Origin of the sequence: Pseudomonas sp. TH15, from assembly GCF_016651105.1 — a bacterium.
Lineage (GTDB): Bacteria > Pseudomonadota > Gammaproteobacteria > Pseudomonadales > Pseudomonadaceae > Aquipseudomonas.
Genome location: NZ_JAEKEL010000001.1, coordinates 4,871,470 through 4,898,265, shown reverse-complemented (window position 1 = coordinate 4,898,265; position 26,796 = coordinate 4,871,470). Strand labels below are relative to the sequence as shown.

The following is a 26,796-nucleotide window of genomic DNA, read 5'->3' as shown; positions in this document are numbered from 1 at the left end:
GACGCGCCTCCGCAACTCCCACGAATATCAAGAGGACTCCCATGCGTCTTATCCGCATGCTGTTGCTGCCGGTTCTGGCTTTGACCACACTCTCGGCCCACGCCGATGACAAGGACGTGGCGCGTCTGACCCAATTGCTCGAAACATCCAAGACCCTGACCGCACACTTCTCCCAGTTGACCCTCGATGGCAGCGGCACCCAGTTGCAGGAAACCGCCGGTGACATGTCGCTGCAGCGTCCGGGCCTGTTCTACTGGCACACCAATGCGCCGGCTGAACAAACCATGGTTTCCGACGGCAAGAAGGTCACCCTGTGGGACCCGGACCTGGAACAGGTCACCATCAAGAACCTCGACCTGCGCCTGACCCAGACCCCGGCGCTGCTGTTGTCCGGTGACGTGTCCAAGATCAGCCAGAGCTTCGATATCAGTGCCAAGGAAGCCGGCGGCGTGATCGACTTCACCCTGAAGCCGAAAACCAAGGACACCCTGTTCGACAGCCTGCGCCTGTCGTTCCGCAATGGCCTGGTCAATGACATGCAACTGATCGACAGCGTCGGCCAGCGAACCAATATCCTGTTCACCGGCGTGAAGGCCAACGAGCCGATCCCGGCGTCCAAGTTCAAGTTCGACATCCCTAAAGGGGCGGACGTGATCCAGGAATAAACAACAGGACCTGTGGGAGCGGGCTTGTGTGGCGAGGGGGCTTGCCCCCGTTGGGTTGCGAAGCGGCCCTAAAACCTGCATCCGCGGTTTTTCAAAAAACACCGCATGCGATGGTTTTACGACTGCTTCGCAGTCGAGCGGGGGCAAGCCCCCTCGCCACAGGTAAGTCGCTCTTGTCACAGGATTTTCGCCAGACTTGAGAGCAATGTCATAAAGCGAGGTTTGAACCTTACGTGATGGACCTGTTTCGCAGTGCCCCGATTGCTCAGCCCTTGGCCGCCCGTTTGCGTGCGGCCAATCTGGATGAGTACGTCGGTCAGGAACACCTGCTCGCTCGCGGCAAGCCTTTGCGCGAAGCCCTGGAGCAGGGGGCCCTGCATTCGATGATCTTTTGGGGCCCGCCGGGGGTAGGTAAAACCACCCTGGCGCGGTTGCTGGCGGAAGTCTCGGATGCGCACTTCGAAACGGTTTCGGCGGTGCTTGCCGGTGTGAAGGAAATCCGTCAGGCGGTGGAAATCGCCAAGCAGCAGGCCGGGCAGTACGGCAAGCGCACGATCCTGTTTGTCGATGAAGTACACCGCTTCAACAAATCCCAGCAGGACGCCTTTCTGCCGTATGTGGAAGACGGCACGCTGATTTTCATCGGTGCGACCACCGAAAACCCGTCCTTCGAACTCAACAACGCCTTGCTCTCCCGGGCTCGTGTTTACGTGCTCAAAAGCCTCGACGAGGCCGCGCTGCGCAAACTGGTGCACCGTGCACTCACTGAAGAACGTGGCCTGGGCAAGCGGCAACTGACCCTCAGCGATGAAGGCTTTCAGATGTTGCTGTCCGCTGCTGATGGCGATGGCCGACGCCTGCTCAACCTGCTGGAAAACGCCTCGGACCTGGCCGAAGACAACAGCGAGATCGGCGTCGATCTGCTGCAAAGTCTGCTCGGCGATACCCGTCGGCGTTTCGACAAGGGTGGCGAAGCCTTCTACGACCAGATTTCCGCGCTGCATAAATCCGTACGTGGCTCCAACCCCGACGGCGCGCTGTACTGGTTTGCCCGCATGATCGACGGCGGTTGCGATCCGTTGTACCTGGCCCGGCGCGTGGTGCGCATGGCCAGCGAAGACATCGGCAACGCCGACCCTCGCGCCCTGAGCCTGTGTCTGGCGGCGTGGGAAGTGCAGGAACGGCTCGGCAGCCCGGAAGGCGAGTTGGCGGTGGCCCAGGCCATCACCTATCTGGCTTGCGCGCCGAAAAGCAACGCGGTGTACATGGGGTTCAAAGCCGCGCTGCGCAGCGCCGCCGAACACGGTTCCCTTGAAGTGCCGCTGCACCTGCGCAACGCACCGACCAAGCTGATGAAGCAATTGGGTTACGGCGATGAATACCGTTATGCCCATGATGAGCCGGACGCCTACGCCGCTGGTGAAGACTACTTCCCGGAAGAGCTCGACCCGCAACCGTTCTATCAACCGGTGCCGCGAGGCCTGGAACTGAAAATCGGCGAAAAGCTTAACCACCTCGCCCAACTTGACCGACTCAGCCCCCGGCAGCGGAGAAAATAGTGATTCGAACGATTCTTGCGGTGTCCGTGGCCGGTATCGCTGGTACATTACTGCGTTTCGCAACCAGCACTTGGGTCAGCGCCAATTGGCCGCGGCATTTTTATGCGGCGACCCTGGCCGTCAATCTGGTGGGCTGCCTGATTATCGGTTTGCTGTATGGGCTGTTTCTGACGCGCCCGGAAGTACCAATCGAAATCCGCGCCGGCCTGATCGTCGGTTTTGTGGGCGGTCTGACGACTTTTTCATCCTTTTCTCTGGATACGTTGCGCTTGCTGGAAAGCGGGCAGGCACCGATAGCCTTCGGTTATCTGGCCATCAGCGTATTCGGCGGGCTGCTCGCCACCTGGGCCGGCCTGTCCCTGACCAAACTTTGATAACGAGAGACCGACATGCTCGATTCCAAACTGTTACGTAGCAACCTTCAGGACGTAGCGGACCGCCTGGCATCCCGTGGCTTTGTGCTGGATGTTGCGCGCATCGAAGCGCTGGAAGAACAGCGCAAGACCGTCCAGACCCGCACTGAAGCACTGCAGGCTGAACGTAATGCGCGCTCCAAATCCATCGGTCAGGCCAAACAACGCGGTGAAGACATCGCGCCGTTGATGGCTGACGTCGAGCGCATGGCCAGCGAGTTGAGCGCCGGCAAGGTTGAACTGGACCAGATCCAGACCGACCTGGATTCGATCCTGCTCGGCATCCCGAACCTGCCGCACGAATCCGTGCCGATCGGCGCTGACGAAGACGGCAACGTCGAAGTGCGCCGCTGGGGCACCCCGACCGCGTTCGATTTCCCGGTTCAGGACCACGTGGCCCTGGGCGAGAAGTTCGGCTGGCTGGACTTCGAAACTGCCGCCAAGCTGTCCGGCGCGCGTTTCGCCCTGTTGCGCGGCCCGATCGCCCGTCTGCACCGCGCACTCGCGCAGTTCATGATCAACCTGCACACCACCGAACACGGTTACGAAGAGGCCTACACGCCTTACCTGGTTCAAGCGCCGGCCTTGCAAGGCACCGGCCAGTTGCCGAAGTTCGAAGAAGACCTGTTCAAGATCACTCGCGAAGGCGAAGCCGATCTGTACCTGATCCCGACGGCTGAAGTGTCGCTGACCAACATCGTCGCTGGCGAAATCCTCGATTCGAAACTGCTGCCGATCAAGTTCGTTGCCCACACGCCGTGCTTTCGCAGCGAAGCCGGCGCGTCGGGTCGTGACACTCGCGGCATGATCCGCCAGCACCAGTTCGACAAGGTCGAAATGGTCCAGATCGTTGAGCCATCGACCTCGATGGAGGCGCTGGAAGGCCTGACCGCCAACGCGGAGAAAGTCCTGCAATTGCTGGAACTGCCGTATCGCACTCTGGCGCTGTGCACTGGCGACATGGGCTTCAGCGCGGTCAAGACTTACGACCTGGAAGTGTGGATTCCGAGCCAGGACAAGTACCGTGAAATTTCGTCGTGCTCCAACTGCGGCGATTTCCAGGCCCGTCGTATGCAAGCGCGCTTCCGTAACCCGGAAACCGGCAAGCCTGAACTGGTTCACACCCTGAACGGTTCCGGCCTGGCGGTCGGTCGTACTTTGGTCGCCGTGCTGGAAAACTACCAGCAGGCCGACGGTTCGATCCGTGTGCCAGCCGTACTGAAGCCGTACATGGGTGGCCTTGAGGTCATCGGCTAAATGGACTATCTGCCGCTGTTTCATAATCTGCGCGGCAGTCGTGTGTTGGTCGTCGGCGGCGGGGAAATTGCCTTGCGCAAGTCCCGCCTGCTGGCCGAAGCCGGTGCGCTGCTGCGGGTGGTCGCACCTGAAATCGAACCGCAACTGCGCGCACTGGTGACCGGCAGCGGTGGCGAGTGCCTGTTGCGCGGCTACGTCGAGGCGGACCTGGACGGTTGCGGGCTGATCATTGCCGCCACCGACGACGAGCCGCTGAATGCGCAAGTCTCCGCCGATGCCCATCGGCGTTGCGTGCCGGTCAACGTAGTGGATGCGCCCGCCCTGTGCAGCGTGATTTTCCCGGCGATTGTCGACCGTTCCCCGCTGATCGTTGCCATCTCCAGCGGCGGCGATGCGCCGGTGCTGGCGCGGCTGATCCGGGCCAAAATCGAAACCTGGATTCCTTCCACCTACGGTCAACTGGCCGGCCTGGCGGCGCGCTTTCGTACTCAGGTCAAAAACCTGCTTCCGGATGTGCAGCAGCGTCGGTCGTTCTGGGAGGATGTTTTCCAGGGCCCGATTGCCGATCGGCAACTGGCCGGGCAGGGCGCTGAAGCCGAGCGCTTGCTGCTGGCGAAAATCGCTGGCGAGCCGCCGAAAAAAACCGGTGAAGTGTATTTGGTCGGCGCCGGGCCGGGCGATCCGGACCTACTGACCTTCCGTGCGTTGCGGCTGATGCAGCAAGCCGATGTGGTGCTCTACGACCGGCTGGTCGCGCCGGCAATTCTGGATTTGTGTCGTCGCGATGCTGAGCGGGTTTACGTCGGCAAGCGTCGCGCCGATCACGCTGTGCCGCAGGATCAGATCAACCAACAATTGGTGGATCTGGCCAAGGCTGGCAAGCGCGTGGTGCGGCTCAAGGGGGGTGATCCGTTCATCTTCGGTCGTGGCGGTGAAGAGATCGAAGAACTGGCGGCCCATGGCATTCCGTTCCAGGTCGTGCCGGGCATTACGGCGGCTAGCGGTTGCGCGGCGTATGCCGGGATTCCGCTGACTCACCGTGATTACGCGCAGTCGGTGCGGTTCGTCACCGGCCACCTGAAGGATGGTTCCACCGATTTGCCGTGGGCCGACCTGGTCGCCCCGGCGCAAACCCTGGTGTTTTACATGGGGCTGGTGGGCTTGCCGATCATCTGCGAGCAGTTGATCAAGCATGGTCGCGGGGCGGATACCCCGGCGGCGTTGATTCAGCAGGGCACCACGGTCAATCAGCGGGTGTTTACCGGTACGTTGGCTGATTTGCCACGACTGGTGGCGGAGCATGAAGTGCATGCGCCGACATTGGTGATTGTTGGGGAAGTGGTGCAATTGCGCGAGAAACTGGCGTGGTTCGAGGGGGCTCAGGCGCAAGTCTAGAGACCGAGTCGCCTTCTTCGCGGGCAAGCCTCGCTCCTACAGGTTTTTCGCACGTCGTGAGAGCGACGCTGTACCTGTAGGAGCGAGGCTTGCCCGCGAAGGGGCCCTCAAAACCGGCACAAACCTCAGGCCCTGCGCCAAACCCCTTTCCCACTCAACCGCGCCCGATCATGCGCCGCGGTAAAGTCCTGCGCCGGCCCTTTCGGCACAATCCCCGTCGGGTTAATGGTCTTGTGGCTGCCGTAGTAGTGATGCTTGATGTGCTCAAAATCCACCGTCTCGGCAATCCCTGGCCACTGATACATTTCCCGCAACCAGTTCGACAGGTTCGGATAATCGGCTATTCGCCGCAGGTTGCACTTGAAGTGCCCGTAATACACCGCATCGAAGCGGATCAGCGTGGTGAACAACCGAATGTCCGCTTCCGTCAGGTATTCACCGACCAGGTAGCGGTTCTTGTCTAACAGCAGCTCCAGCCGATCCAGCTCGGCAAACACATCATCGAACGCTTCTTCATAAGCGGTCTGCGATGTGGCAAACCCGGCGCGGTACACGCCGTTGTTCACCGCCGGATAAATCCGTTCATTTAACGCATCGATCTCGCCCCGCAGCGGCGCCGGATAGAAATCCAGGTCATTGCCGGTCAGGTCATCGAAGGCGCTGTTGAACATGCGGATGATTTCCGCCGATTCATTGTTGACGATGCGTTTCTGCTGTTTGTCCCAGAGCACCGGCACGGTGACGCGGCCGGTGTAGTTGGCGGTATCGGCGGTGTAGCGTTGGTGCATGAAATTGAAGTGATCGAGTTTGTCGCCGGTGGAGCCGAGGTTCTGGTCGAAGGTCCAGCCGTTTTCCAGCATCAGCCAACTGACCACCGACACATCGATCAGGTTGTCGAGGCCTTTGAGTTTGCGCAGGATCAGCGTGCGATGGGCCCACGGGCAAGCCAGGGACACATAAAGGTGATAGCGACCGGCTTCGGCCGCAAAGCCACCGACACCGGACGGGCCTGGCTTGCCGTCGGCGGTCAGCCAGTTGCGGCGCTGCGCTTGTTCACGTTGGAACGCGCCGTCCTTGCTGCTTTCATACCACTGGTCTTGCCAGCGGCCTTCAACTAACAAACCCATGTTCAAGACTCCTTAACCAATAAGCGTTGGAGAGGAGTCTATGCCCATGAGTTCGAACAAAAAGCGCAAAGGTTGGGCAGTTATGATCGGTTAAATCGATTTGTCCCGGGCGTCCCAGTATTGCTGGGCGGTTTCGAAGGCTTGCTCGCGGGTCTGGCCGAGGCCGCGCAAGGCCAGGGCCATGGTCGAAATCAGCGCCATTTGCGGATAGCTGTCGACCACATCGCCACGCCACACGGCCTTCATGTGTTCAGGATCGAGCGTCGCCGGTTTGACGTGGCGCTGTGCCGACAGTTGCGGCCACTCCTCATCCCAGCTTTCGCCGCCGGTGGTGCCGTACAAGTGACTGTCGGCGTCCGGGTTGATCTCTATTTCGCCGCCGTCGCCCTTGACCACAATTGCCGTATCACCGAGCAAGCCGCTGGCATCGCGATGCACGGCTTGGTAGCCGGGGTGGAAAATGCTTTGCAGGCCACAGCGCGCACTCAACGGATTGAGAATCCGCGTGAGGGAGTGGATGGGTGAGCGCAGGCCCAGGGTGTTGCGCAGGTCGATCATGCGCTGAAGTTGTGGCGCCCAATCCACCAACGGCATGAATGCCAGGCCGCCGTTATCCAGCGCTTCGCCGACCTGCTGCCAGTTGCGGCACAAGGGGATTTTCAGTTCTTCCAGCAGTTGCTCGCTGTACAGCCGACCTGCCGTGTGCGCGCCGCCGCCGTGCATAAAAATCCGCACGCCGTTCTGCGCCAGGCACTTGGCCGCCAGCAGATACCACGGCAGATGACGCTTCTTGCCGGCGTAGGTCGGCCAGTCCAGATCGACATTTAAAGCCGGAGCCTTCAAGCGTTCACGAAGGGCTTCGGTAAACCCCGCCATCTCCTCGGCGCTTTCTTCTTTGTGTCGCAACAGCATCAAAAACGCGCCGAGCTGGGTGTCTTCGACTTTGTCGTCCAGAACGAAGCCCATGGCTTGCCGGGCTTCCTCACGAGTCAGGTCGCGGGCGCCGCGTTTGCCTTTGCCGAGGATCCGCACGAACTGAGCGAACGGATGCTCGGCGGGCGTTTCGAGGGTCAGTGCTGGGTAGTCGGTCATAAGCAATTCGTCGGTTTGGGCAGGCCCGCCAGTTTTGCGGCGAGTTTGGCAGGGGTGCCTTTGAACAGTCGGTTCAGGTGCAGGCTGTTGCCTTTTTCCGGGCCGAGTTTCAACGCGGTGTATTTGATCAGCGGGCGTGTGGCCGGGGACAGCTGGAATTCAGCGTAGAAACTGCGCAGCAATTCGAGGATTTCCACATGCTCGGGGCTCAGCTCGAGGTCTTCGGCGGCCGCTAGGGCGCTGGCTACATCCAGGCTCCAGTCGCTCAGATCGACCAGGAAACCATCCTTGTCCAGCTCGATGGCGCGGGCGCCGACGGTCAGGGAGTTCATAGCCAACTGTTGACCTTGTCGTAGTGAATCGACAGTTCGACGAAGGACGGGTAGTCGATGGCTTGGGCCCAATCGGGCACTGGGAGCGCGCGAGCCTGGGCGTCTTCAACCAGTACGAACAGTTTCAGGCCACGAATGCTCAATGCGTTGAACGGCGCGGTGCCTGGCTGCAAGGCATAAGCCGCGTCGCCAGACAGCAGCAGCGCGTCGTCAGCGCCGATTACACGCAGGCAACTGGTCAGGCGATCGTCGCCAAACGGGGAATGAGACAACACATGCAGAGTCGACATCAGAGGGTGATCACCTGGTCGTAACGGTCAATAAGGGCGGTGATTTCTTTGGCGGTCAGTGCCTGGACTTCTTCCAGCGACAATGCTGTCGGGTCGAGGCCGCGCTCGGCGGCACTGTCGGCGCAAACAAACAGCTCTTCGACACCAAACATCGGCAACGCTTGCAGGTTGGCGCTCAGGTCTTTTTGCTGCAGGACCTTGGCGTCCTGTTTCGACGCGAGTTGGAAAACCCCGTCATCGAGAAACAGCAGGCCGATCGGCAAGTCGAACGCGCCGCCGGCCAGCACGATGTCCAGCGCTTCCCGCGCGTTCGGCCCGGACCACGGCGCCTGGCGGCTGATCATCAGCAAGGATTTAGGCATGTCACGCGCCTCCAAAACAGATCAGTCGGTCGGCGTCTTGTACTGCGTCATGCAGTTGGCCGAGGCCGGACAATTCCCACGGCGCACCGACTGCCACTGCTTCGCGCTGATAGCGCTTGGCTTCCTCTTCGTTCAACACCCCACGCCGCAGGGCAGCGGCGATGCAGACGACGCCGTCCAGTTGATGCTCGGCAACAAAGGCGCGCCATTGCTTGGGCAAGTCCTGCTCGTCCTGGGGCGTGACGACGCTGCCGGACGCGTTGTAGACGCCGTCCTGATAGAAAAACAGCCGGACAATCTCATGCCCGCCGGCCAGCGCGGCCTGGGCGAACAGCAAGGCACGGCGCGAGGAGGGCGCATGGGCGGCGGAAAACAGCGCGATGGCGAACTTCATGACGGACTCGATCAGCAAAACTGCGGCCATGATAAAGCTTTATCGGCGGGGCGGCGAAACCCAAGTTGCCTGAGTGAATGAGCTTGTAGGAGCTGCCGAGTGAAACGAGGCTGCGATCTTTTGATCTCGCTTTTTAAAATCAAGATCAAAAGATCGCAGCGTGCCGCAGCTCCTACAGTATTAAGTGCGTTTTCAGCGGGGCATGTAGCCGAGCTGCCAGCGACGGGGGATGGTCAGGGACAACAATCCCAGGATCGCCGCCAGCAAGCCGCTGACGAACAAGGCCTTGAGCCCCAGATGATGTTCCAGCACTGCACCCAGAATCGCCCCGACAAACATGCCGCTCCACGGCACCAGTTGCACCCGCCAGCCGCTGCGGCGCTCGCCGAGCATCCAGCGCCCCAGTCCTCGGCCGAATCGCGACAGTGCCCCGGTCACGTAGGTCAACCCGACCGGCAGACCGTTCACTTCTTCGACGGCTGCGTTAAGCATGCCCATCGCGACAATCGCCGCCAGCAGCGCTGGCAACTGCGCGTCGGCAGGCCAGGCTGCCGCTGCGCAGAGCAGGGTGGCGATGCACAGCAGCAACGGCAACGTGCGCCGGCCGCCCAGCCGTGCGATCAACACGCCCAAGGCATTGCCGACTATAAACGTGGCCACGAGGATGACCAGGCGCAACGCCAGCCCCCAGTCGCCATCACTGATCGCCACCGCCAATCGAGTGGTGTTACCGCTCATGAACGAGACGAAATCGCCGCTGGCCATGAAACCGATGGCGTCGGTCATGCCAGCCAGTACCGACAGGCTCGCGACCAGCGCCAGTCCCACGCGACCGCGCCATTTCTGCGTGTGCAGATGACCGGGACTGGCATGCCGGGTTGAGGTCGAGGGCAGCATCGATACAAGAGTCCTTGAGTGGCGGTTACGGTTCTATGCCATACAGTTCGCAGTATTCCAGCCAGTCCATCCCGGCCATTTCCGCCACTTCACGGTGCACTTCCAGACGCTGCGCCTGATACTCCTCAGGCGAATCAGCGGTCAGTTGCAGCGTCAGTTCCCAGGCGAACAATCCAAGATGTTCTGCTTCCGCCTCAAAGGCTTCGTGCAGACGCTCTTCACGATACTGTGCCTGGGTTTCGCCTTTGGCCTGGGCCAGCAATGGATTGAGATGGTCGAGGGTTTCGCGCAAGTCAGGTCGCGCGTCGAGAAACATTTTCAGGGCGTGTTCATGTCGCTGATCGGTAGGCGCCATGGGTTTTCCTTGTGAGGCTGATGACCTTAGGTTGCCGCAGCGGTGCGTGCGTGTCGCGGTATAAATGAAGTAAAGCAGAACGATACGCCGCGCCACGGTGATACAGTCCGCTTTTTCTTGATGAGCGAACACAATGCGAATTCTGATGGTGGCGCTGGCCGCAACCCTGCTGGCGGGATGCGCGGGCTCGGTGATGGATGACTCCCGCACCAAATCCCCGACCAAGGTCCTGAACTCGGACAAACCGGAAAAAGTCGTTGCCCAATGCGTGCAATTCGCCTGGCAGGACGAGGCGGTGTTCGGGATTGATGCCGGGGCTTACCTGCAACCGGGCCGCAAGGGCGGTTCTACGGTCTACACCCGTTCGGCGGAATCGTTTGTGGACTTGTCCAGCAATGCGTCCGGCACGGTGCTGAGTTACTACGCGCAGCACGATGATTTCGTGGCCAAGCGCCGATTGGCGGCGTTGGCGACCTGCCTCTGAGAATGCTGTGAGACAAACGCCGCCATCGCGAGCAGGCTTACTTCTGCATTGGAGTTGTGAACGACACGAACAATGCAGGAATGAGCCTGCTCGCGATGGGGTCGCTCCGGTCAGCCTACAAGCCGCTTCTGGAAGAAATGCCGCTTATGCCCCAGCGGATAATCGACAATCTCGCCACACTCGACGTATCCCACCTTCCGGTAAAACTCCGGCGCCTGAAACGAGAAAGTATCGAGCCAGATCCCGACGCAATCGTTCTTGCGTGCAAAGTCTTCAGCCATCTGCATCAGTTGCGATCCGATGCCCTGCCCGCGACCTTGTTCCGGCACCGCCAGCAGTTCAATGAATAACCAGCGATAAAACGTGTGGCCATACAGGCCGCCCAGTATCGCGTCGTGCTCATCGCGCACCAACAGCGCCAACGGCTCGAGCTTCGACGGCCCGGCCTTGGCAACGTTATGGGCTCGCAATGGTGCCAGAATCGCGTTGCGTTGTTCTTCGTTGGGGTTCTGCGACAGCTCGATACGCAAGTTCATGCATGACTTCCTTGTGGTCTGGGACGCCAGACTATCCTGCTCGACGGTCGCGTTCCAAGCCTCTGCGCAAAACCGGTGGAACCGCTGCGCAAATGCCGAGGTCTAGCCTTTACAGCGTCATTCCAGAACGCGGTTGATGAGGATAGCCAATGAACATTTTCGAAGCCTTGCGCGAAAGCCACGACCGCCAGCGCAGCTATGCCGACGCGCTGATCCAGACCAGCGGTGACACCCCGGAACGGACCGAGGCCTACAAACGGCTTAAATCCGAGCTCCAGGCCCACGAAACCGCGGAAGAACGGTATTTCTACATTCCGCTGATGGAGTTCGACAACGGAGTCGATCTGAGCCGTCATGCCATTTCCGAACACCATGAAATGGACGAAATGATGGAGACGCTGGATGAGACACAGATGTCTGATCCGACGTGGCTGGTGACGGCGAAAAAGTTGTCCGAAAAGGTCCATCACCACCTCAAGGAAGAAGAGCAGAAGTTCTTCCAGATGGCCGGCAAACTGCTTGATGAAAAACAGAAAGTGCAACTCGCCGGGCAATACGAAAAAGAGTTCCAGGCGCAACTGCCGTAAATCGCTGAATGCAGGTTTTCGTAGCCTCGGCGCGTACGCCTTTGCCTACACGCCGAGTGCGACGGCTCGCAATACACTGTTCATCCATCCAGTCTTTTCGTGATTTTGCGGGGTGTGCCTTGTCTGAGTGCGACAAAAGCGCCGATGGACAAAAAACCACCTCCGTTAGCTTGAAGGCCTCTCCTCGGAAGGGAGAGTTCTTAAATCAACGGAGTGAAAAACATGAATCAACCACAAGCACAAACCCAACTGCGACACGGTCGCGTTACCTCCCCGGCGAGCCGCGGTGCGGTCGCTATCGAGCAAGGATTGCTCGGCGCCTGGCAGGTTAACGAAATGGAGGGAGGCAAGAACTTCCCGGCATTGGTGGCCGGTCCGTTTCCTGCGCCATACCAGACCGACTCGGCCAGTGTCGCGCCGCCGGCTGATGGCTACATTCTCAGCGGTGGCAAGACCGATGCCCGCGATTGTGTGAACTTCACCAACGAGGAACTGAGCAAAAAGCTCAACCGTCCGTTCGCCTGGCCACTGCTGAATGTCACCCCGGGGCAGGTCCTCGAAGTCACCTGGGAATACACCGCTCCCCACGTCACTCGTGGCTACAGCTGGTTTATCACCAAGGATGGCTGGGACCCGAAACAGCGCATCAGCCGTGCGCAACTGGAGCCGAAATCGTTTTTCGACGACTTCTACACCCAGGTTCCGTACTACAGCCATTCCGAAGAAATGAAGGCCAAGGTCAACCACGAAGTGAAATTGCCGGGCAATAAAAGCGGCCATCACGTGATCGTGCTGGTGTGGATCGTGGCCAACACCGGCAACGCCTTCTATCAAGCGTTCGACGTGGACTTCAAGTAAGCCGACAGCGTTAACCCCCACACGTTCTGAAGGAATAGAACATGTCAAAGATCGACTTTACGTTAATGAAATCTCAACTGAGCGACGCTGCTTCGTTGATGCCGAGCATTGCCGGCAAAAAAATCCTGATGGGCTTCTGGCATAACTGGCCCGCCGGGCCGAGTGACGGTTACCAGCGTGGCCAATTTGCCAACATCGCGCTGCAGGACGTGCCCAAGGATTACAACGTGGTGGCCGTGGCCTTCATGAAGGGTAATGGCATTCCGACCTTCAAACCGTACAACCTGTCCGACGCCGAGTTCCGGCGCCAGGTCGGCGTGCTGAACAGCCAGGGTAGGGTGGTGCTGATTTCCCTCGGCGGTGCCGATGCGCACATCGAGCTGCACAAAGGTAACGAACAGCCACTGGCCAACGAAATCATCCGTCTGGTGGAAACCTACGGCTTCGATGGGCTGGACATCGATCTTGAGCAAAGCGCGATTGATTTCGCCGACAACAAGACCGTCCTGCCCGCCGCGCTGAAACTGGTCAAAGACCATTACGCCGGTGAAGGCAAACACTTCATCATCAGCATGGCGCCGGAATTCCCGTACCTGACCACCGCCGGCAAATATGTCGGCTATATCCAGGCCCTGGAAGGTTATTACGACTTCATCGCCCCGCAGTATTACAACCAGGGCGGTGACGGGGTTTGGGTGCAGGAAGCCAATAACGGCGCTGGCGCGTGGATTGCCCAAAACAACGACGCGATGAAAGAGGACTTCCTGTTTTACCTGACCGAAAGTCTGGTGAGCGGTACTCGCGGGTTCACCAAAATCCCGGCGGACAAGTTCGTGATCGGCTTGCCGACCAACGTCGATGCCGCGGCCACGGGTTACGTGATCGACCCGGCGGCAGTGGTGAATGCCTTCAAGCGTCTCGACGCCAAAGGGCTTTCGATCAAAGGCCTGATGACCTGGTCGGTGAACTGGGATAACGGGGTCAACAAAGACCACGTGCCGTACAACTGGGAGTTCAGCCGTCGCTACGGGCCGTTGATCAACGGCAAGCGGCTTTCTACCCACGAGGAAGAGCACGCGGCGCCTGAAGTCGCCAGCCAACCGTAAAAAGAAGCCCGGCAGAGATGCCGGGCTTTTTGGTTTTCGCCTACCATGGGGGCTCTTCTGACAAAAAAAGGATGCGGTGTCATGGCAAATACAGCCGATAGGGTCAACATCATCGAATCACAGGTGTTGTCCCACGACTGGTACCTGCTGAAGAAAATCACCTTCGACTACCAGCGCAATAACGGCGAGTGGCAGCGCCAGACCCGTGAGGTCTATGACCGTGGCAATGGTGCGGCGATTCTGCTGTTTAACCGCGAGAAAAGAACTGTCGTGCTGACACGTCAGTTTCGGCTGCCGGTTTTCGTCAACGGCCACGATGGTTTGCTGATTGAAGTGGCGGCGGGGTTGCTCGAAGGCGCGGCACCTGAAGAGCGCATCCGCGCTGAAGCCGAAGAGGAAACCGGCTATCGCGTTCACCACGTGCAAAAGGTCTTCGAGTCCTACATGAGCCCCGGCTCAGTCACCGAAAAACTGCACTTCTTCATCGCCGAATATGACGCAGCATCGAAAGTCAGCGATGGCGGTGGGCTGGAAGACGAGACTGAAGAGCTTGAAGTGCTGGAGTGGAAGTTCGACGAGGCGCTTGAGGCGTTTTATCGCGGCGAGATCTGCGATGCGAAGACCATCATGCTGTTGCAGTATGCGGCGATGAAAAACCTGTTTACCTGATCAATCAAAAGATCGCAGCCTTCGGCAGTTCCTACAGGAAAACGCATTCCAGGGCAGGAACTGCCGAAGGCTGCGATCCCTTGATCTGTTTTAACTGACTAAAACAAATCCCCGGTTTTACCGACCTGTGCCCAGTCACCACCCTCCAGCGTCAACAATCGCTCCTTCGCCTCAAGCCCCCCGGCAAACCCCGTCAACTTCCCCGACGCCCCAATAACCCGGTGGCACGGTGCAATGATGGAAATCGGATTTCGCCCATTCGCCGCACCCACGGCCCGAACTGCACTCGGATTGCCAATCTGTTCGGCAATCTGGCTATAGCTACGGGTCTCGCCAAAGGGAATGGTCAGCAGCGCTTGCCAGACCTTCTTCTGGAACTCGGTCCCGACAAAATCCAGCTCCAGATCGAACTGATTGCGCGTGCCGGCAAAGTATTCCTGCAACTGTTTAACCGCGCGCATCAGGATCGGATTGTCCGCTGCTTCAGTCATCGGCCCGAGCCGTACTCGGTTTGGTTTGTCGTTTTCCCAGAGGATGGCCGCCAGTCTTGAGCCGTTCGCGACCAGCTTCAACTCGCCGACCGGGGAGGGCATGGTGGTGCAGGTGTAGGTCATGCCGGCGGACTCCGAAAAAGGCTGAACAGGCGCTCAGCATACTGCCTGATCAGAGAGGCGCAATACGCAATCCCAGCCATACTGGCTAGTGCTCTTGAAGCGTTCCCTCTGTTTGATACAGAGCCTAAAAACAAAAAAAGAGACCGAATCATGACGTTCGAACCTTTTGCCAAATCGCTGATAGCGACCTCATTGGCGCTCAGTTGCCTCAGTGCTTACGCCGCCTCCGTGGCCCCGGTTGCAGCCGAAAACGGCATGGTGGTCACCGCCCAGCATCTGGCCACTCACGTGGGCGTGGATGAACTCAAGAACGGCGGCAACGCCGTAGATGCCGCCGTCGCGGTCGCCTATGCGCTGGCGGTGGTTTATCCCGCGGCGGGCAACCTGGGCGGCGGTGGTTTCATGACCATTCAACTGGCGGACGGGCGCAAGACCTTCCTCGATTTCCGCGAAAAAGCCCCGCTGGCGGCCACCGCCAACATGTATCTGGACAAGGACGGCAATGTCGTCCCGGACCTGAGCACCCGTGGCCACTTGGCCGTGGGCGTGCCGGGCACTGTGTCCGGCATGGAGCTGGCCCTGAGCAAATACGGCACCAAACCTCGCAAGGAAGTGATCGCCCCGGCGATCAAGTTCGCCGAAGAAGGCTTCGTGCTGGAGCAGGGAGATGTCGATCTGCTGGAAACCGCGACTGACGTGTTCAAGAAGGACATGCGCGATTCGGGTTCGATCTTCCTGAGTAACGGCGAGCCGATGCAAGTCGGGCAGAAGCTGGTGCAAAAAGACCTGGGCAAAACCCTGCGGGAGATCTCCGAGAAGGGCGCCGACGGTTTCTATAAAGGTTGGGTGGCCGACGCGATCGTCACGTCCAGCCAGGCCAACAAAGGCATCATCACCCAGGCCGACCTCGATAAATACAAGACCCGTGAACTGGCCCCGGTGGAGTGCGATTATCGCGGCTACCACGTGGTCTCGGCGCCACCGCCAAGCTCCGGCGGCGTGGTGATTTGCGAGATCATGAACATCCTCGACGGCTACCCGATGAAAGACTTGGGCTACCACTCGGCCCAAGGCATGCATTATCAGATTGAAGCGATGCGCCACGCCTATGTGGACCGCAACAGCTACCTCGGCGACCCGGACTTCGTGAAAAATCCGATCGCCCACCTGCTCGACAAAAACTACGCGACCAAACTGCGCGCCGCCATCGAACCGCAAAAGGCTGGCGTGTCCCGCGAGATCAAACCTGGCGTAGCGCCGCATGAGGGCAGCAACACCACGCACTTCTCCATCGTCGACAAGTGGGGCAACGCGGTGTCGATGACCTACACCCTCAACGACTGGTTCGGCGCCGGCGTCATGGCCAGCAAAACCGGGGTGATCCTCAACGATGAAATGGACGACTTCACTTCGAAAATCGGCGTGCCAAACATGTACGGCCTGGTGCAAGGCGAGGCCAATGCCATCGCGCCCGGCAAGGCGCCGTTGTCGTCGATGAGCCCGACCATCGTCACCAAGGACGGCAAAGTGGTCATGGTCGTCGGCACCCCTGGAGGTAGCCGCATCATCACCGCGACCTTGCTGACCATCCTCAACGTGATCGACTACGGCATGAACATTCAGGAAGCCGTGGATGCGCCGCGTTTCCACCAGCAGTGGTTGCCGGAAGAGACCAACCTGGAGACCTTCACCACCAGTCCGGATACGGTGAAGATCCTCGAAAGTTGGGGGCATAAATTTGCCAAGCCACAGGATGCCAATCATGTGGCGGCGATTCTGGTCGGGGCACCTTCGCTGGGAGGCAAGCCGGTGGGCAAGAATCGCTTCTATGGGGCGAATGATCCACGCAGGAATACCGGGTTGTCACTGGGCTATTGAGGGAGTTAAAACGGGGCGGGCTCGCGTCCGCCCCTTTCTTTGATGGCTCAACACCGCATTACTGACGATGCCGGCAGTGCCGGCGCTTTCGCGAGCAAGCTTTGCTCCTACCGTTGCCCGGCGTGACCACAACTCCCCAACACCCCCAAACCCGGTAGGAGCTGAGCTTGCTCGCGAAAGCGCCGGTTCAGACGATGCAGATGTTGCCTGTGCCGAAGTCTTCGCGAGCAAGCTTTGCTCCTACCGTTGCTCGGCATGACCACAACTCCCCAACACCCCCAAACCCGGTAGGAGCTGAGCTTGCTCGCGAAAGCGCCGGTTCAGACGATGCAGATGTTGCCTGTGCCGAACTCTTCGCGAGCAAGCTTTGCTCCTACCGATGCTCAGCGTGACCACAACCCTCCAAACATCCCCAAAACCTGTAGGAGCTGAGCTTGCTCGCGAAAGCGCCGGTTCAGGCGATGCAGATGTTGCCTGTGGCGAAGTCTTCGCGAGCAAGCTTTGCTCCTACCGTTGCTCGGCATGACCACAACTCCCCAAACACCCCCAAACCCGGTAGGAGCTGAGCTTGCTCGCGAAAGCGCCGGTTCAGACGATGCAGATGTTGCCTGTGCCGAAGTCTTCGCGAGCAAGCTTTGCTCCTACCGTTGCTCGGCGTGACCACAACCCTCCAAACATCCCCAAAACCTGTAGGAGCTGAGCTTGCTCGCGAAAGCGCCGGTTCAGACGATGCAGATGTTGCCTGTGCCGAAGTCTTCGCGAGCAAGCTTTGCTCCTACCGATGCCCGGCGTGACCACAACCCTCCAAACATCCCCCCAAACCCGTAGGAGCTGAGCTTGCTCGCGAAAGCGCCGGTTCGGGCAACGAGGATCACTGGCATAATGCGCGCCGTTTGAAGAATGGAATCTATCGATGTTCGCCTTGACCCTCCGTCATGCCCTGGCGCTGACGGCCCTCGCGTTTACCTCCGTCGTCCACGCCAGCAGTTTCGATTGCGCCAGCGCTGGCAGCAAAACTGAAAAAGCCATTTGTGCCGATGCGGATCTTTCGCGGCTCGACGAGCAGCTCGCAGAGCGTTGGCGCGCGACGCTGGCCAGCGTCCCCGATCCCAAGGCGCTCAAGACCGATCAACGCCAATGGCTGAAAAATCGCAACGGCTGTGTCGATCTGACGGCCTGCTTGCGCCGTCAATATTTGATGCGTCTGGCCGAACTTGAGCACGCCACTCAACCCTTCAACTGGGACGCGACCTGGCAACTGATTCCGCCCGGCACCTCAACGTCGGCGACCGCGACTACCCAGCGCCGCGACGCCACTCACATCATCGTCAGCATAGAGGCGGCTGAGGGCGGCAACTCCGGCGATCTTGAGGGCGTCGCCACGCTCAAGGACGGCAAAGCGATCTACTCAGAGGACGAATGCACCCTGTTGCTCACGCCGATCAATGGTGTATTGGATATCTCGCAAACGGACGCTGGCGGTTATTGCAGCGCCGGCATGGGCGTGTATTACACCGGCCGCTTTATCGCCTCGGAGCAGCGGCTGAGCCTGGATTACGACATGCTCAGCCTGGGCCTGGTGCGAACGCCCGCCGACAACCAGGCCTTGCACGCGCTGCTTGAAAACGACTACCAAAGGGCGGTGGAAATGTCGGGTTCGTTGATGACCGCTGAACCGTCATCCGACGTCCCGGACAGTCAGGTCACCGAGATGTGGATGCGCGGTCTGGGCGGAACCGGCGTGGTCATGCGTGCCGGCGGCGCGCGCTTCTGGGTACTGCTGGTGACATACGATGGCGGCAAATCACGCCTGCGCTATTACACCAATGAACCGAAGTGGAAAAACCGCCTGCCTCAAGCCTTGCAAGTCTGGAGCGAACGCATGAAACCCAATCTCGATCGGCCCATCGAATTCATGCACTGACCCCACCCCTTGCTACGACACAATCCCTGTGGCGAGGGGATTCATCCCCGATGGGCTGCACAGCAGCCCGCAAATCCCCTCAAGCAACTCCAACTCTCAAGTCGCAAACAAAACCCCACGAATCTCCCCAACCCGGGGCGCTACCACCACGCCCTCCAGCACCATGCGCGTAATCGTCTCCGCAGCCGTCTGATAGTCCTCATCCTGCGGCTCGGCACGCCCGGTGATGCAGCCCATCTGCCAACCCAGATTGGTATACGTGCGCGTCGCCGACCAGATAAACAACATCAAATGCTCCGGATCCACCGGCGCCAGCAGCCCGCGCTCGATCCAGCTGCGCAGGCACTCGACATTGCGCTGAGCCTCGGCATACAACAAATCCCGACACTCCTCAGGCAACTGCCGACCGCCGAGCAACAACTCACCGCTGAACACCTTGGCAATGTGCGGATGCTCCCGCGCGATTCGTATCCGCGCCGCGATGTAAGCCTGCAACCCCACCATCGGATCATCGCTCTCGCGCAATACCGCCGAGGCCTCCAGCAACGGCTCGACAAACCCGAGCAGCACCTTGGCGTAGAGGTTCTCCTTGCTCTGGAAGTAGTAATAAAGATTCGCCTTCGGCAGCCCCGCGCGCAGCGCGATGTCCAGGGTCTGGGTGGCGTCGAAGCCTTTGGCGGCAAACTCTTCGCTGGCGGCGGCCAGGATCAACTGCTCGTTGCGGACTCGTATAGCGCTCATGGAAACACGGAATGGATGGACGGCATGGAAAGGTTCTGGCGATTTCGGTTTCGCAATATACAAAACTATATAGCGGTGAGGCCAGCGTACTCGACGGACAGCGCTATGATGTTTCGATCATTTATAAGAAACGGAGCGGGAATATGAACATTCAGGCACTGCGAGCGGATGCGACACACCTGGACGCAGTCGCCCAACTGTTCGATGCCTATCGAGGTTTTTACCTGCAACCCTCAAACATCGAACAATCGCGCACTTTCATCGCCGAGCGCATGGCGGGCAACGAGTCGGCGATTTTTCTCGCGCTGGACGAGCAGGGAGAGGCGCTGGGTTTTGTGCAGTTGTACCCGACGTTTTCCTCCATCGACGCCCACCGCACCTGGCTGCTCAGCGACCTGTTCACCGCGCCGACTGCCCGTGGTCGCGGCGTTGGTCGGGTGTTGATGAATACCGCTCGCGAATTTGCCCTGGAGACCGGCGCCAAAGGCCTGATGCTGGAAACCGCCACCGACAACGTCACCGCACAGGGTCTATACGAGTCGCTGGGGTATGTGCGCGACACGGGTTATTACACCTACCTGCTCGATTTGCGTCAGGGCTGAGCAAATATTTTTGCCGATTTCACCCATTCGGTCTTTCCCAAGACGTTCGCTCTCTCTAGAATCCGCCCGGCTTCTGAGGTAGAGGCTCATTGCCATCATTTGGCTGTGTTCATATAGGGACGGACATCATGCAGTTCGGGAAAATCCTGGCGTTGGGCCTGGTACTGACGCTGGGCGGTTGCGCCAGTTTCACCAAAGACGAAGTCGCGCCGGTGACTCTGCCGTCGATGGCCAACTACGCCAACAAGCCAAATGTTTACGTCGATTTCGACTTCTACGTCGGTGAGCCTAAAAGTGCTTCTGCGGTAGAAGTGCCGCAAGGGCGCGACCAACTCAAGCCACAACTGCAGAAAATTCTCACTGACTCCGGTCTGTTCGGCCGTGTCACGCTCGACGAATTCCAGAAGCAGCCTGGCGATTACAACCTGCGCTTGAAGGTGTACAACCATCCGCCGAACGCCGGCTCGATGGCGCTGGCGTTTATCAGTGGTTTCAGCATGATGGTGATTCCGGCTTACGGCACCGATCAGTACACCATGAGCCTAGAAGCCGTGGACGGACAAGGCCAGGCCCTGACGACCGCGAGCAATCACGATGCGATTGGCACCTGGTTCGGTATCTGGTTCATCCCGCTGATGGCCAACACGCCTAAAGAGGCTATGAGTGATACGTTCACCCGTCAGGTCAACGCGCTGCTCAAGCAAGTGGTCGAGAGCAACAGCCTGAAATACTCGGCACTCGAAACCCGCACCCCACGGGCGTGAAGCAAAAAAGAGCCGCGATTGCGGCTCTTTTTTGTCGGTTACTTCAACGCCTGAATGAACTGCGGATCGCTGTACAGTTCTTTGAGCAGATCACGCAACATCGGGTTGTAAGCGTTGACCGCATTCGGGATCGCGATAAACCCGAAGAAGCTGCTGCTCCATTGACTGCTGACATCCTTGGTTGCGTCGTACACGACATCATTGCCGTTGAGCAACGTGAAACGTGCGGCAAGTTCACCGTTGCCAGTGCCCATGCCTGCGGTCATTTCGTTCTTCACCACCAGCACTTTCAACTGACGCTGAGCTTGCGGGTCAAGCAGACCGGCCTTGCGCAGTTCTTCACTGATCGCATCCTGAATGTGTGCCGGAATGCTGCCGGATGGCGAGCGAATCGGATTGGCGCGCACTGTCAGCGAACCTTCACCGGATTGAGCGGTGACCTGCGGATTGCTGATCGCATGCAGCGGCGGGGTTTGCTTGAGCTTCTGGACGTTCTCGTAATTCGGCTCGTAGCGCAGCATGGTCATGCCACACCCTTGCAGCAACAGCGCCAACATCGGGATCAACAACAGCGACTTCTTCACGGCAGTTCCTTGCGTGGATAGGTAGGGAGGCGAATTATGGGCAGAGTGCCATCATCGAGCAACCTTGTTTATCTGAGCCATCAGCAAGTTCTCGATTTGCGCCAATTCCCAGGTACTGAGCAAATTCACCGGATCAGTGCCATAACGCTGCCATGTATCCAGCGCGCCTTCCTGCCCGTCGCAGTGGCGGGCGTATTCACAGTGATGCAAACGCCCATCGGTAAAATCCAGCAGCAGGCGCCAACCCTCGATATCGACCGTGACCAGTCCGGCCTCGGTCGGCGCTTCGCACACTTTGCAGGCAAGTACGCCCAACGCAGCGTCGCGCAAGCGCTGGCAAACTTCGCGGGCAGTCAGAAATTCAGACATGTTGAACTCGGCGAATACAGAAACGCGCCAGCATAAAGCCCGCGTCGCCAGGTGTCAGCGACACTGGCCCGATCCGGGACAATTCCGTAACATCCGCAACCCTCTTTTCTTCCGAACACCGGCGGCCATGCTCGTTGGCCGCTCAATCAGGTAAGCCATGAAACCTCAACGTCTACGCGCCGATGCCCTGGCCGGGCTCACTACATCCTTCGCCTTGCTGCCCGAATGCATCGCCTTCGCGCTGGTCGCCCACCTCAATCCGCTGATGGGGCTGTACGGCGCATTCATCATTTGCACATTGACTGCTTTGTTCGGCGGTCGGCCGGGAATGGTGTCCGGTGCGGCCGGGTCGATGGCGGTGGTGATCGTTGCGCTGGTGGTGCAGCACGGCGTGCAGTATTTGCTGGCCACGGTGTTGCTGGGCGGGTTGATCATGATGGCGTTCGGGTTGCTGCGGCTGGGCAAACTGGTGCGCATGGTGCCGCACCCGGTGATGCTCGGTTTTGTGAATGGCCTGGCGATCATTATTGCGTTGGCACAACTGGAGCACTTCAAGAGTGGCGACACCTGGCTCAGCGGCACACCGCTTTACGTGATGAGCGGTTTGGTGACGCTGACGATGGCCATCGTTTACCTGCTGCCGCGCCTGACCCGCGCGGTGCCGCCGGCACTGGTGGCGATTCTCGGCGTCGGGTTGGCGGTCTACTTGCTTGGCTTGCCGACGCGCACATTGGGGGACATGGCGCACATTGCCGGCGGCTTGCCGGGCTTCGCGCTGCCGGACATTCCCTGGAACCTTGAAACCCTGCGCATCATCGCGCCTTACGCGATTTTGATGGCGCTGGTCGGCCTGCTGGAAACCCTGCTGACGCTGAATCTCACCGACGAAATCACCGAGAGTCGCGGCTACCCGGATCGCGAGTGCGTGGCGCTGGGCGCGGCGAATATGGTGTCGGGTGTGTTCGGCGGCATGGGCGGCTGCGCGATGATCGGCCAGACCGTGATCAACCTCAGTTCTGGCGGTCGTGGTCGACTTTCCGGCGTGGTCGCCGGGGTGATGATTCTGCTGTTCGTGCTGTTCCTGTCACCGCTGATCGAGCGCATTCCGCTGGCGGCATTGGTCGGCGTGATGTTCGTGGTGTCGCAGCAAACTTTCGCCTGGGCCTCGCTGCGGGTGATCAACAAAGTGCCGCTCAACGATGTGTTGGTGATCATCGCCGTGACCACCATCACTGTGTTCACCGATCTGGCCACCGCCGTGCTCTGCGGGATCATCATTGCCGCGCTCAACTTCGCCTGGCAGCAGGCCCGTGAGCTGTACGCCGACACGCATCTGGAAACCGACGGCAGCAAACTCTATCGTTTGCACGGCACGTTGTTTTTCGCCTCAACGGCGCCGTTTCTCAACCAGTTCGATCCGGCCAACGATCCCGCTCAAGTGACCCTCGATTGCCGTCACTTGAGCTTCGTCGACTACTCAGCCATCGCCGCGCTGAAGACTTTGCGTGAACGCTACGCCAAGGCCGGCAAGCATCTGCGGGTGTTTCACCTGTCGGAGCGCTGCAAGCAGATGCTCAAACGCGCGGGCGAGCGTCACGACTGAGCTGCGCTCAGTCCTTGCGCCAGGTCTTGCCGAGAATGCGCGAGACCTGATCGGCGGAGTAGGGTTTGGCAAGAAACTCGAAACCTTCATAACCGCTGCGCGCCAGTTCCTCGCTGTAACCGGAGGTCAGAATTATCGGCAGGTCGGGGCGCCGCCGCCGTAACTCTTTGGCCAGTGCGACGCCACTGATACCCGGCATGACCACGTCGGAAAACACCGCGTCGAACGCCATTGCGTCGGCGCCGGCCAGTTGCAGAGCTTGTTCAGCGTTGCTGGCCCAGGCGGTTTCAAAACCAAGGTCCTGCAGGATCTGATTGGCGAAGCGGCCGACCTCCAGATTGTCTTCAACCACCAGTATCCGATGCCTGTTGCGCTCCGCGGGTGCCGGGTCGCCTGCGTCCACGGGGGTGCGGCGGTACTGGCAGCGGCCGTGACTTGTGGCAGGTATAGGGTGAACACCGTGCCTTCGCCGATCACGCTGGCGACATCGACGGTGCCGCCGGACTGCTTGGCGAAACCGAACACCTGCGACAGCCCGAGCCCCGTGCCTTTGCCGACTTCCTTGGTGGTGAAGAACGGTTCGAAAATGTGCTCAAGGGTTCTTGTGTCGATGCCCGAGCCGTTGTCCGTTAGCGTGATCGCCACAAAAAGGCTGTGCGAACCGGCATGCCCACGAATCGCTGGCAGCGGCTTGCCGCCCTCCAGGCACAACTTCAGCGAGCCCTGGCCCTCCATCGCATCTCTGGCATTCAGAGCGATATTGATCAGTGCCGTTTCGAACTGGCTCAGGTCAACATGGATGTAGCAGGGCTGTTCAGGCTGTTCGACGCTGATATGAATCTGCGCGCCGGTGACGGATTCGAGCATTTCACCAATATTTGCCAGGCGTTCACCGGCATTGACCACTTGCGGATTCAGCGGCTGGCGCCTTGCGAAGGCGAGCAATTGGCTGGTCAGCTTGGCCGCGCGTTCGACGGTGTCGGACACCGCACGCATGTAGCGTTGGCGGCGTTCTGGTGCGAGGTCGGGCTGGCGCAGAAAATCCACCGACGAGCGAATGATCGTCAGCAGGTTGTTGAAATCGTGCGCGACACCGCCGGTCAATTGGCCGATGGCTTCGAGTTTTTGTGATTGCCGCAGCGCGGATTCAGCCGCGGCCAGACGCACGCTGCGTTCTTCGACGCGTTGTTCCAGCGTCGCATTCAACTCCGCCAGTGCCGTCAGGCCTGCACGCACGTCGGCATCGGCGCGCACGCGCTCGATGTGCGCCCAGCAACGCTCGGTGACTTCACTCAAGAGTGTCTGTTCGAAGGGCGACCAGGCGCGCGGTGCGTTGTCGTGGATAGCCATCAGCGCGGTCAGTCGCCCCTGTTTGATCAGCGGCATACAGATGGTTGCGCTGATACCAATGGCCTGGAACGTGGCGGACGCTTCAGGTGGCAGTTCGGTGCGGTTGTCGTGGATGATCAGCGGTTCACCGGCGCGCAACAGCATCACGGCTTTGTCGCCGAAATCGCGCAAGTGGTAATGGCCGACAATGCTCGGCGAGCCCGGCGCCGCCCAATCGCCGCGAATGGTAAAACCATCCTCATCGGCGTCCATGTCGGCATAGGCGCAGTTGGACAGTTGCAAGTGCTCGACCATCAGTCGCGTGCTGGCCGCCAGAATGGCTTGCGCATCGGTGGCGTTGGCCACGGTGTTGCCAATCGCCTCCAGCACCGCCAGTCGCTGGTTGAGAAATACGGTCTGGGTTGTTTCAGTGACAGTGTCGAGCAGGCCTACGACATTGCCCAGCGGGTCGCGGATCGGGCTGTAGCAGAAGGTGAAGTACGCCTGTTCCCGGCCGCTTCCACGTTCGACTTGCAACGGAAAGTTTTCGATGTAAGTGGCCTTGCCTGCGAAGGCGGCATCGGCAATCGTGCTGATTTCGGTCCAGGCTTCCTCCCAGATTTCACTGAAGGGGCGTCCCAGCGCTTGCGGTTTGTTGCCAAGAATGGGCACGAAGGCGTCGTTGAACAACGTCACCAGTTCCGCGCCCCAGACGATGGCCTGCGGAAAATGCGAGCCGAGACTCAGAGAGACTGTTGTCTTGAGCACGTCGGGCCAGTTTTCCAATGGGCCGAGGGGCGTTTTCGCCCAGTCGTGCCGCCGAATCAGATCGGCCATCTTGCCTTCGTTTTGCAACCAGTCTGTCATGCGGGAGTGTCTTTCCTGACGTCAGCTTGTAATGAAAGACCCTTGCCGCTGCTGTTTTTTCCAGCACGCCAGATGCTTCGTTGCGAAGCAGATTTTCGGGCCTTTGGGCATCATGACACGATGGCGCAGACAAAACGATTTGTGGCGAAGACCGCCAACGTTACCGGTGCCACGGTTGCTCCTCTGTTTTACCGCAATATCGGCCTCGGGTTTCACGCGTGGAAGGCTGACGCCTGAAGGTTATTTGGCGAACTTCCTCGCCCCGGCCACACAAAGGATCACCGCAACGGTGACCCCCAGCATGCCCAGGCTGACCTGCTCGTGCAGTAGCGTGGCGGCCAGCGCCAAGCCAAAAAACGGTTGCAGCAACTGAAGCTGGCCCACGGCGGCAATTCCGCCTTGGGCCAGCCCGCGATACCAGAAAACGAAACCGATCAGCATGCTGAACAGCGAGACATACGCCAGGCTCAGCCAGGCCGGTGTGCTGACCGTCGAAAACGACGCGGGCAGCAAAAACCAGGTCAGCGCCGCCATCACCGGCAACGACACCAGCAACGCCCAACAAATCACCTGCCAACCGCCGAGGGTTCTGGATAGTTTTGCCCCTTCGGCATACCCGAGCCCGCAAACCACCACCGCCAGCAGCATCAGCAGGTCGCCTTTGGGCGAGGCGGTCAGTCCTTTAGAAACCGCATAACCGACCACCAGCAAACTGCCGAGGATCGAGAACAGCCAGAAGGCCCGCTTTGGTCGCTCACCACCGCGCAGCACGCCGAAAATCGCCGTCGCCAGCGGTAGCAATCCGACAAACACAATCGAATGCGCCGACGTCACGTGCTGCAATGCCAGGGCGGTCAACAACGGAAAACCGAGCACCACGCCCATCGCCACAATGAACAGCGACAGCCATTGATGTCGCGCCGGGCGGCGCTCGCGAAACAACCCCAACAAGGCTAACGCCACCACCCCGGCAATAGCTGCACGCACCACCGTCAGAAACACCGGATCGAATTCCAGCACCGCCACTCGCGTGGCTGGCAATGAGCCGCTGAAGATCAATACGCCGATAAAACCGTTGATCCAGCCGCTGGTTTTTTCCAGGGCCGGTTGGGCCAGGTTTGAGGTTCGTTCCATACGAGTTCG

Annotated in this window: 29 protein-coding genes and 2 pseudogenes; 16 read left to right on the top strand and 15 right to left on the bottom strand. The window is 59.6% G+C overall.

All coding sequences use genetic code 11. The annotated features are described in order from the left end of the window. Window positions 1–41 precede the first annotated feature (41 nt). The 5 genes from lolA (at window position 42) to cysG (ending at window position 5,289) form a co-directional block, all read left to right on the top strand. Entirely contained in the window at window positions 42–665 is a 624-nt protein-coding gene (gene lolA / locus JFT87_RS22160) for an outer membrane lipoprotein chaperone LolA (RefSeq protein WP_201204566.1), read from the top strand. Window positions 666–901: 236 nt separating this feature from the next. Continuing rightward, window positions 902–2,224, top strand: coding sequence for a replication-associated recombination protein A (locus JFT87_RS22155; protein WP_201204565.1), 1,323 nt, complete (start codon window positions 902–904; stop codon window positions 2,222–2,224). Next, window positions 2,224–2,598 (top strand): fluoride efflux transporter CrcB, encoded by a 375-nt coding sequence (gene crcB, locus JFT87_RS22150; RefSeq protein WP_201197133.1) that lies wholly within the window; start codon window positions 2,224–2,226, stop codon window positions 2,596–2,598. The genes JFT87_RS22155 and crcB overlap by 1 nt, the downstream gene beginning before the upstream one ends. A 15-nt stretch (window positions 2,599–2,613) precedes the next feature. Continuing rightward, window positions 2,614–3,894 (top strand): serine--tRNA ligase, encoded by a 1,281-nt coding sequence (serS, locus tag JFT87_RS22145; protein WP_201204564.1) that lies wholly within the window; start codon window positions 2,614–2,616, stop codon window positions 3,892–3,894. Next, window positions 3,895–5,289: a siroheme synthase CysG gene (gene cysG, locus JFT87_RS22140; protein WP_201204562.1), complete on the top strand. Its 1,395-nt coding sequence runs from the start codon at window positions 3,895–3,897 to the stop codon at window positions 5,287–5,289. A gap of 125 nt (window positions 5,290–5,414) precedes the next feature. Here cysG and JFT87_RS22135 read toward each other — a convergent pair whose 3' ends face one another. The 8 genes from JFT87_RS22135 to JFT87_RS22100 all read right to left on the bottom strand — a co-directional run bounded on the left by JFT87_RS22135 (window position 5,415) and on the right by JFT87_RS22100 (window position 10,138). Then, complete coding sequence (locus tag JFT87_RS22135; protein WP_201204560.1) at window positions 5,415–6,416, bottom strand: glutathione S-transferase family protein; 1,002 nt, start codon at window positions 6,414–6,416, stop codon at window positions 5,415–5,417. A 90-nt stretch (window positions 6,417–6,506) separates the two neighbouring features. Beyond that, window positions 6,507–7,508, bottom strand: a complete 1,002-nt coding sequence (locus JFT87_RS22130) for a glycosyl transferase family protein (RefSeq protein ID WP_201204559.1) — start codon at window positions 7,506–7,508, stop codon at window positions 6,507–6,509. Further along, a complete protein-coding gene (locus tag JFT87_RS22125) occupies window positions 7,505–7,840 on the bottom strand; it encodes a TusE/DsrC/DsvC family sulfur relay protein (protein ID WP_201204558.1) in 336 nt (111 codons plus the stop codon). Before JFT87_RS22125 ends, JFT87_RS22130 begins: the two co-directional genes overlap by 4 nt. Next, entirely contained in the window at window positions 7,837–8,130 is a 294-nt protein-coding gene (tusB, locus tag JFT87_RS22120) for a sulfurtransferase complex subunit TusB (protein WP_201204557.1), read from the bottom strand. Before tusB ends, JFT87_RS22125 begins: the two co-directional genes overlap by 4 nt. Then, window positions 8,130–8,492, bottom strand: a complete 363-nt coding sequence (gene tusC / locus JFT87_RS22115; RefSeq protein ID WP_201204556.1) for a sulfurtransferase complex subunit TusC — start codon at window positions 8,490–8,492, stop codon at window positions 8,130–8,132. Before tusC ends, tusB begins: the two co-directional genes overlap by 1 nt. A gap of 1 nt (window position 8,493) precedes the next feature. Further along, a complete protein-coding gene (gene tusD / locus JFT87_RS22110) occupies window positions 8,494–8,886 on the bottom strand; it encodes a sulfurtransferase complex subunit TusD (RefSeq protein ID WP_201205314.1) in 393 nt (130 codons plus the stop codon). 192 nt (window positions 8,887–9,078) lie between these two features. Then, window positions 9,079–9,783, bottom strand: a complete 705-nt coding sequence (locus JFT87_RS22105) for a YoaK family protein (protein WP_201204555.1) — start codon at window positions 9,781–9,783, stop codon at window positions 9,079–9,081. A gap of 25 nt (window positions 9,784–9,808) precedes the next feature. Beyond that, a complete protein-coding gene (locus JFT87_RS22100) occupies window positions 9,809–10,138 on the bottom strand; it encodes a DUF6388 family protein (RefSeq protein WP_201204554.1) in 330 nt (109 codons plus the stop codon). A 133-nt stretch (window positions 10,139–10,271) separates the two neighbouring features. Here JFT87_RS22100 and JFT87_RS22095 point away from each other — a divergent pair, with 133 nt between their 5' ends. Beyond that, complete coding sequence (locus tag JFT87_RS22095) at window positions 10,272–10,622, top strand: hypothetical protein (protein WP_201204553.1); 351 nt, start codon at window positions 10,272–10,274, stop codon at window positions 10,620–10,622. Between the two features lie 110 nt (window positions 10,623–10,732). On the opposite strand, the gene JFT87_RS22090 is transcribed toward JFT87_RS22095, so the two are convergent. After that, complete coding sequence (locus JFT87_RS22090) at window positions 10,733–11,158, bottom strand: GNAT family N-acetyltransferase (RefSeq protein ID WP_201204551.1); 426 nt, start codon at window positions 11,156–11,158, stop codon at window positions 10,733–10,735. Between the two features lie 149 nt (window positions 11,159–11,307). On the opposite strand from JFT87_RS22090, the gene JFT87_RS22085 reads away from it, so the two are divergent. The 4 genes and pseudogenes from JFT87_RS22085 (at window position 11,308) to JFT87_RS22070 (ending at window position 14,378) form a co-directional block, all read left to right on the top strand. Further along, window positions 11,308–11,745, top strand: coding sequence for a hemerythrin domain-containing protein (locus tag JFT87_RS22085; RefSeq protein ID WP_201204549.1), 438 nt, complete (start codon window positions 11,308–11,310; stop codon window positions 11,743–11,745). Between the two features lie 222 nt (window positions 11,746–11,967). After that, window positions 11,968–12,603, top strand: coding sequence for a lytic polysaccharide monooxygenase auxiliary activity family 9 protein (locus JFT87_RS22080; protein ID WP_201204548.1), 636 nt, complete (start codon window positions 11,968–11,970; stop codon window positions 12,601–12,603). A 41-nt stretch (window positions 12,604–12,644) separates the two neighbouring features. Beyond that, a pseudogene (locus JFT87_RS22075) lies at window positions 12,645–13,646 on the top strand (chitinase); the annotation flags it as partial. Between the two features lie 144 nt (window positions 13,647–13,790). Continuing rightward, on the top strand, window positions 13,791–14,378 hold the full coding sequence (locus JFT87_RS22070) for an NUDIX domain-containing protein (protein WP_201204546.1): 588 nt from the start codon (window positions 13,791–13,793) through the stop codon (window positions 14,376–14,378). A 98-nt stretch (window positions 14,379–14,476) separates the two neighbouring features. Here the strand turns inward: JFT87_RS22070 and JFT87_RS22065 are convergent, their stop codons facing one another. Further along, window positions 14,477–14,992 (bottom strand): methylated-DNA--[protein]-cysteine S-methyltransferase, encoded by a 516-nt coding sequence (locus JFT87_RS22065; protein ID WP_201204545.1) that lies wholly within the window; start codon window positions 14,990–14,992, stop codon window positions 14,477–14,479. Between the two features lie 150 nt (window positions 14,993–15,142). Between JFT87_RS22065 and ggt the strand changes: the two genes are divergently transcribed. Both ggt and JFT87_RS22055 read left to right on the top strand, forming a co-directional pair. Next, window positions 15,143–16,870 (top strand): gamma-glutamyltransferase, encoded by a 1,728-nt coding sequence (ggt, locus tag JFT87_RS22060; protein WP_201204544.1) that lies wholly within the window; start codon window positions 15,143–15,145, stop codon window positions 16,868–16,870. A gap of 913 nt (window positions 16,871–17,783) precedes the next feature. After that, window positions 17,784–18,794 (top strand): lysozyme inhibitor LprI family protein, encoded by a 1,011-nt coding sequence (locus tag JFT87_RS22055; protein ID WP_201204543.1) that lies wholly within the window; start codon window positions 17,784–17,786, stop codon window positions 18,792–18,794. A gap of 96 nt (window positions 18,795–18,890) precedes the next feature. Here JFT87_RS22055 and JFT87_RS22050 read toward each other — a convergent pair whose 3' ends face one another. Further along, window positions 18,891–19,535, bottom strand: coding sequence for a TetR/AcrR family transcriptional regulator (locus tag JFT87_RS22050; RefSeq protein ID WP_201204541.1), 645 nt, complete (start codon window positions 19,533–19,535; stop codon window positions 18,891–18,893). Between the two features lie 143 nt (window positions 19,536–19,678). Between JFT87_RS22050 and JFT87_RS22045 the strand changes: the two genes are divergently transcribed. After that, a complete protein-coding gene (locus JFT87_RS22045) occupies window positions 19,679–20,137 on the top strand; it encodes a GNAT family N-acetyltransferase (RefSeq protein WP_201204540.1) in 459 nt (152 codons plus the stop codon). Between the two features lie 128 nt (window positions 20,138–20,265). Next, window positions 20,266–20,901 carry a hypothetical protein gene (locus tag JFT87_RS22040; RefSeq protein WP_201204539.1) on the top strand — a complete coding sequence of 212 codons (636 nt, stop codon included), beginning with the start codon at window positions 20,266–20,268 and terminating at the stop codon, window positions 20,899–20,901. A gap of 38 nt (window positions 20,902–20,939) precedes the next feature. On the opposite strand, the gene JFT87_RS22035 is transcribed toward JFT87_RS22040, so the two are convergent. Both JFT87_RS22035 and JFT87_RS22030 read right to left on the bottom strand, forming a co-directional pair. After that, window positions 20,940–21,485, bottom strand: a complete 546-nt coding sequence (locus tag JFT87_RS22035) for a hypothetical protein (RefSeq protein ID WP_201204538.1) — start codon at window positions 21,483–21,485, stop codon at window positions 20,940–20,942. Window positions 21,486–21,536: 51 nt separating this feature from the next. Then, window positions 21,537–21,854 (bottom strand): DUF7693 family protein, encoded by a 318-nt coding sequence (locus JFT87_RS22030; protein WP_201204537.1) that lies wholly within the window; start codon window positions 21,852–21,854, stop codon window positions 21,537–21,539. 157 nt (window positions 21,855–22,011) lie between these two features. Between JFT87_RS22030 and JFT87_RS22025 the strand changes: the two genes are divergently transcribed. Next, complete coding sequence (locus JFT87_RS22025) at window positions 22,012–23,457, top strand: SulP family inorganic anion transporter (RefSeq protein ID WP_201204536.1); 1,446 nt, start codon at window positions 22,012–22,014, stop codon at window positions 23,455–23,457. A gap of 7 nt (window positions 23,458–23,464) precedes the next feature. Here JFT87_RS22025 and JFT87_RS22020 read toward each other — a convergent pair. Next, a pseudogene (locus JFT87_RS22020) lies at window positions 23,465–25,653 on the bottom strand (response regulator). 42 nt (window positions 25,654–25,695) lie between these two features. On the opposite strand from JFT87_RS22020, the gene JFT87_RS22015 reads away from it, so the two are divergent. Then, on the top strand, window positions 25,696–25,890 hold the full coding sequence (locus JFT87_RS22015) for a hypothetical protein (RefSeq protein ID WP_201204535.1): 195 nt from the start codon (window positions 25,696–25,698) through the stop codon (window positions 25,888–25,890). Window positions 25,891–25,893: 3 nt separating this feature from the next. On the opposite strand, the gene JFT87_RS22010 is transcribed toward JFT87_RS22015, so the two are convergent. Then, the gene (locus JFT87_RS22010) at window positions 25,894–26,787 is read right to left on the bottom strand and encodes a DMT family transporter (protein ID WP_201204533.1); all 894 of its coding nucleotides are present in this window, start codon (window positions 26,785–26,787) and stop codon (window positions 25,894–25,896) included. Window positions 26,788–26,796: the final 9 nt, after the last annotated feature.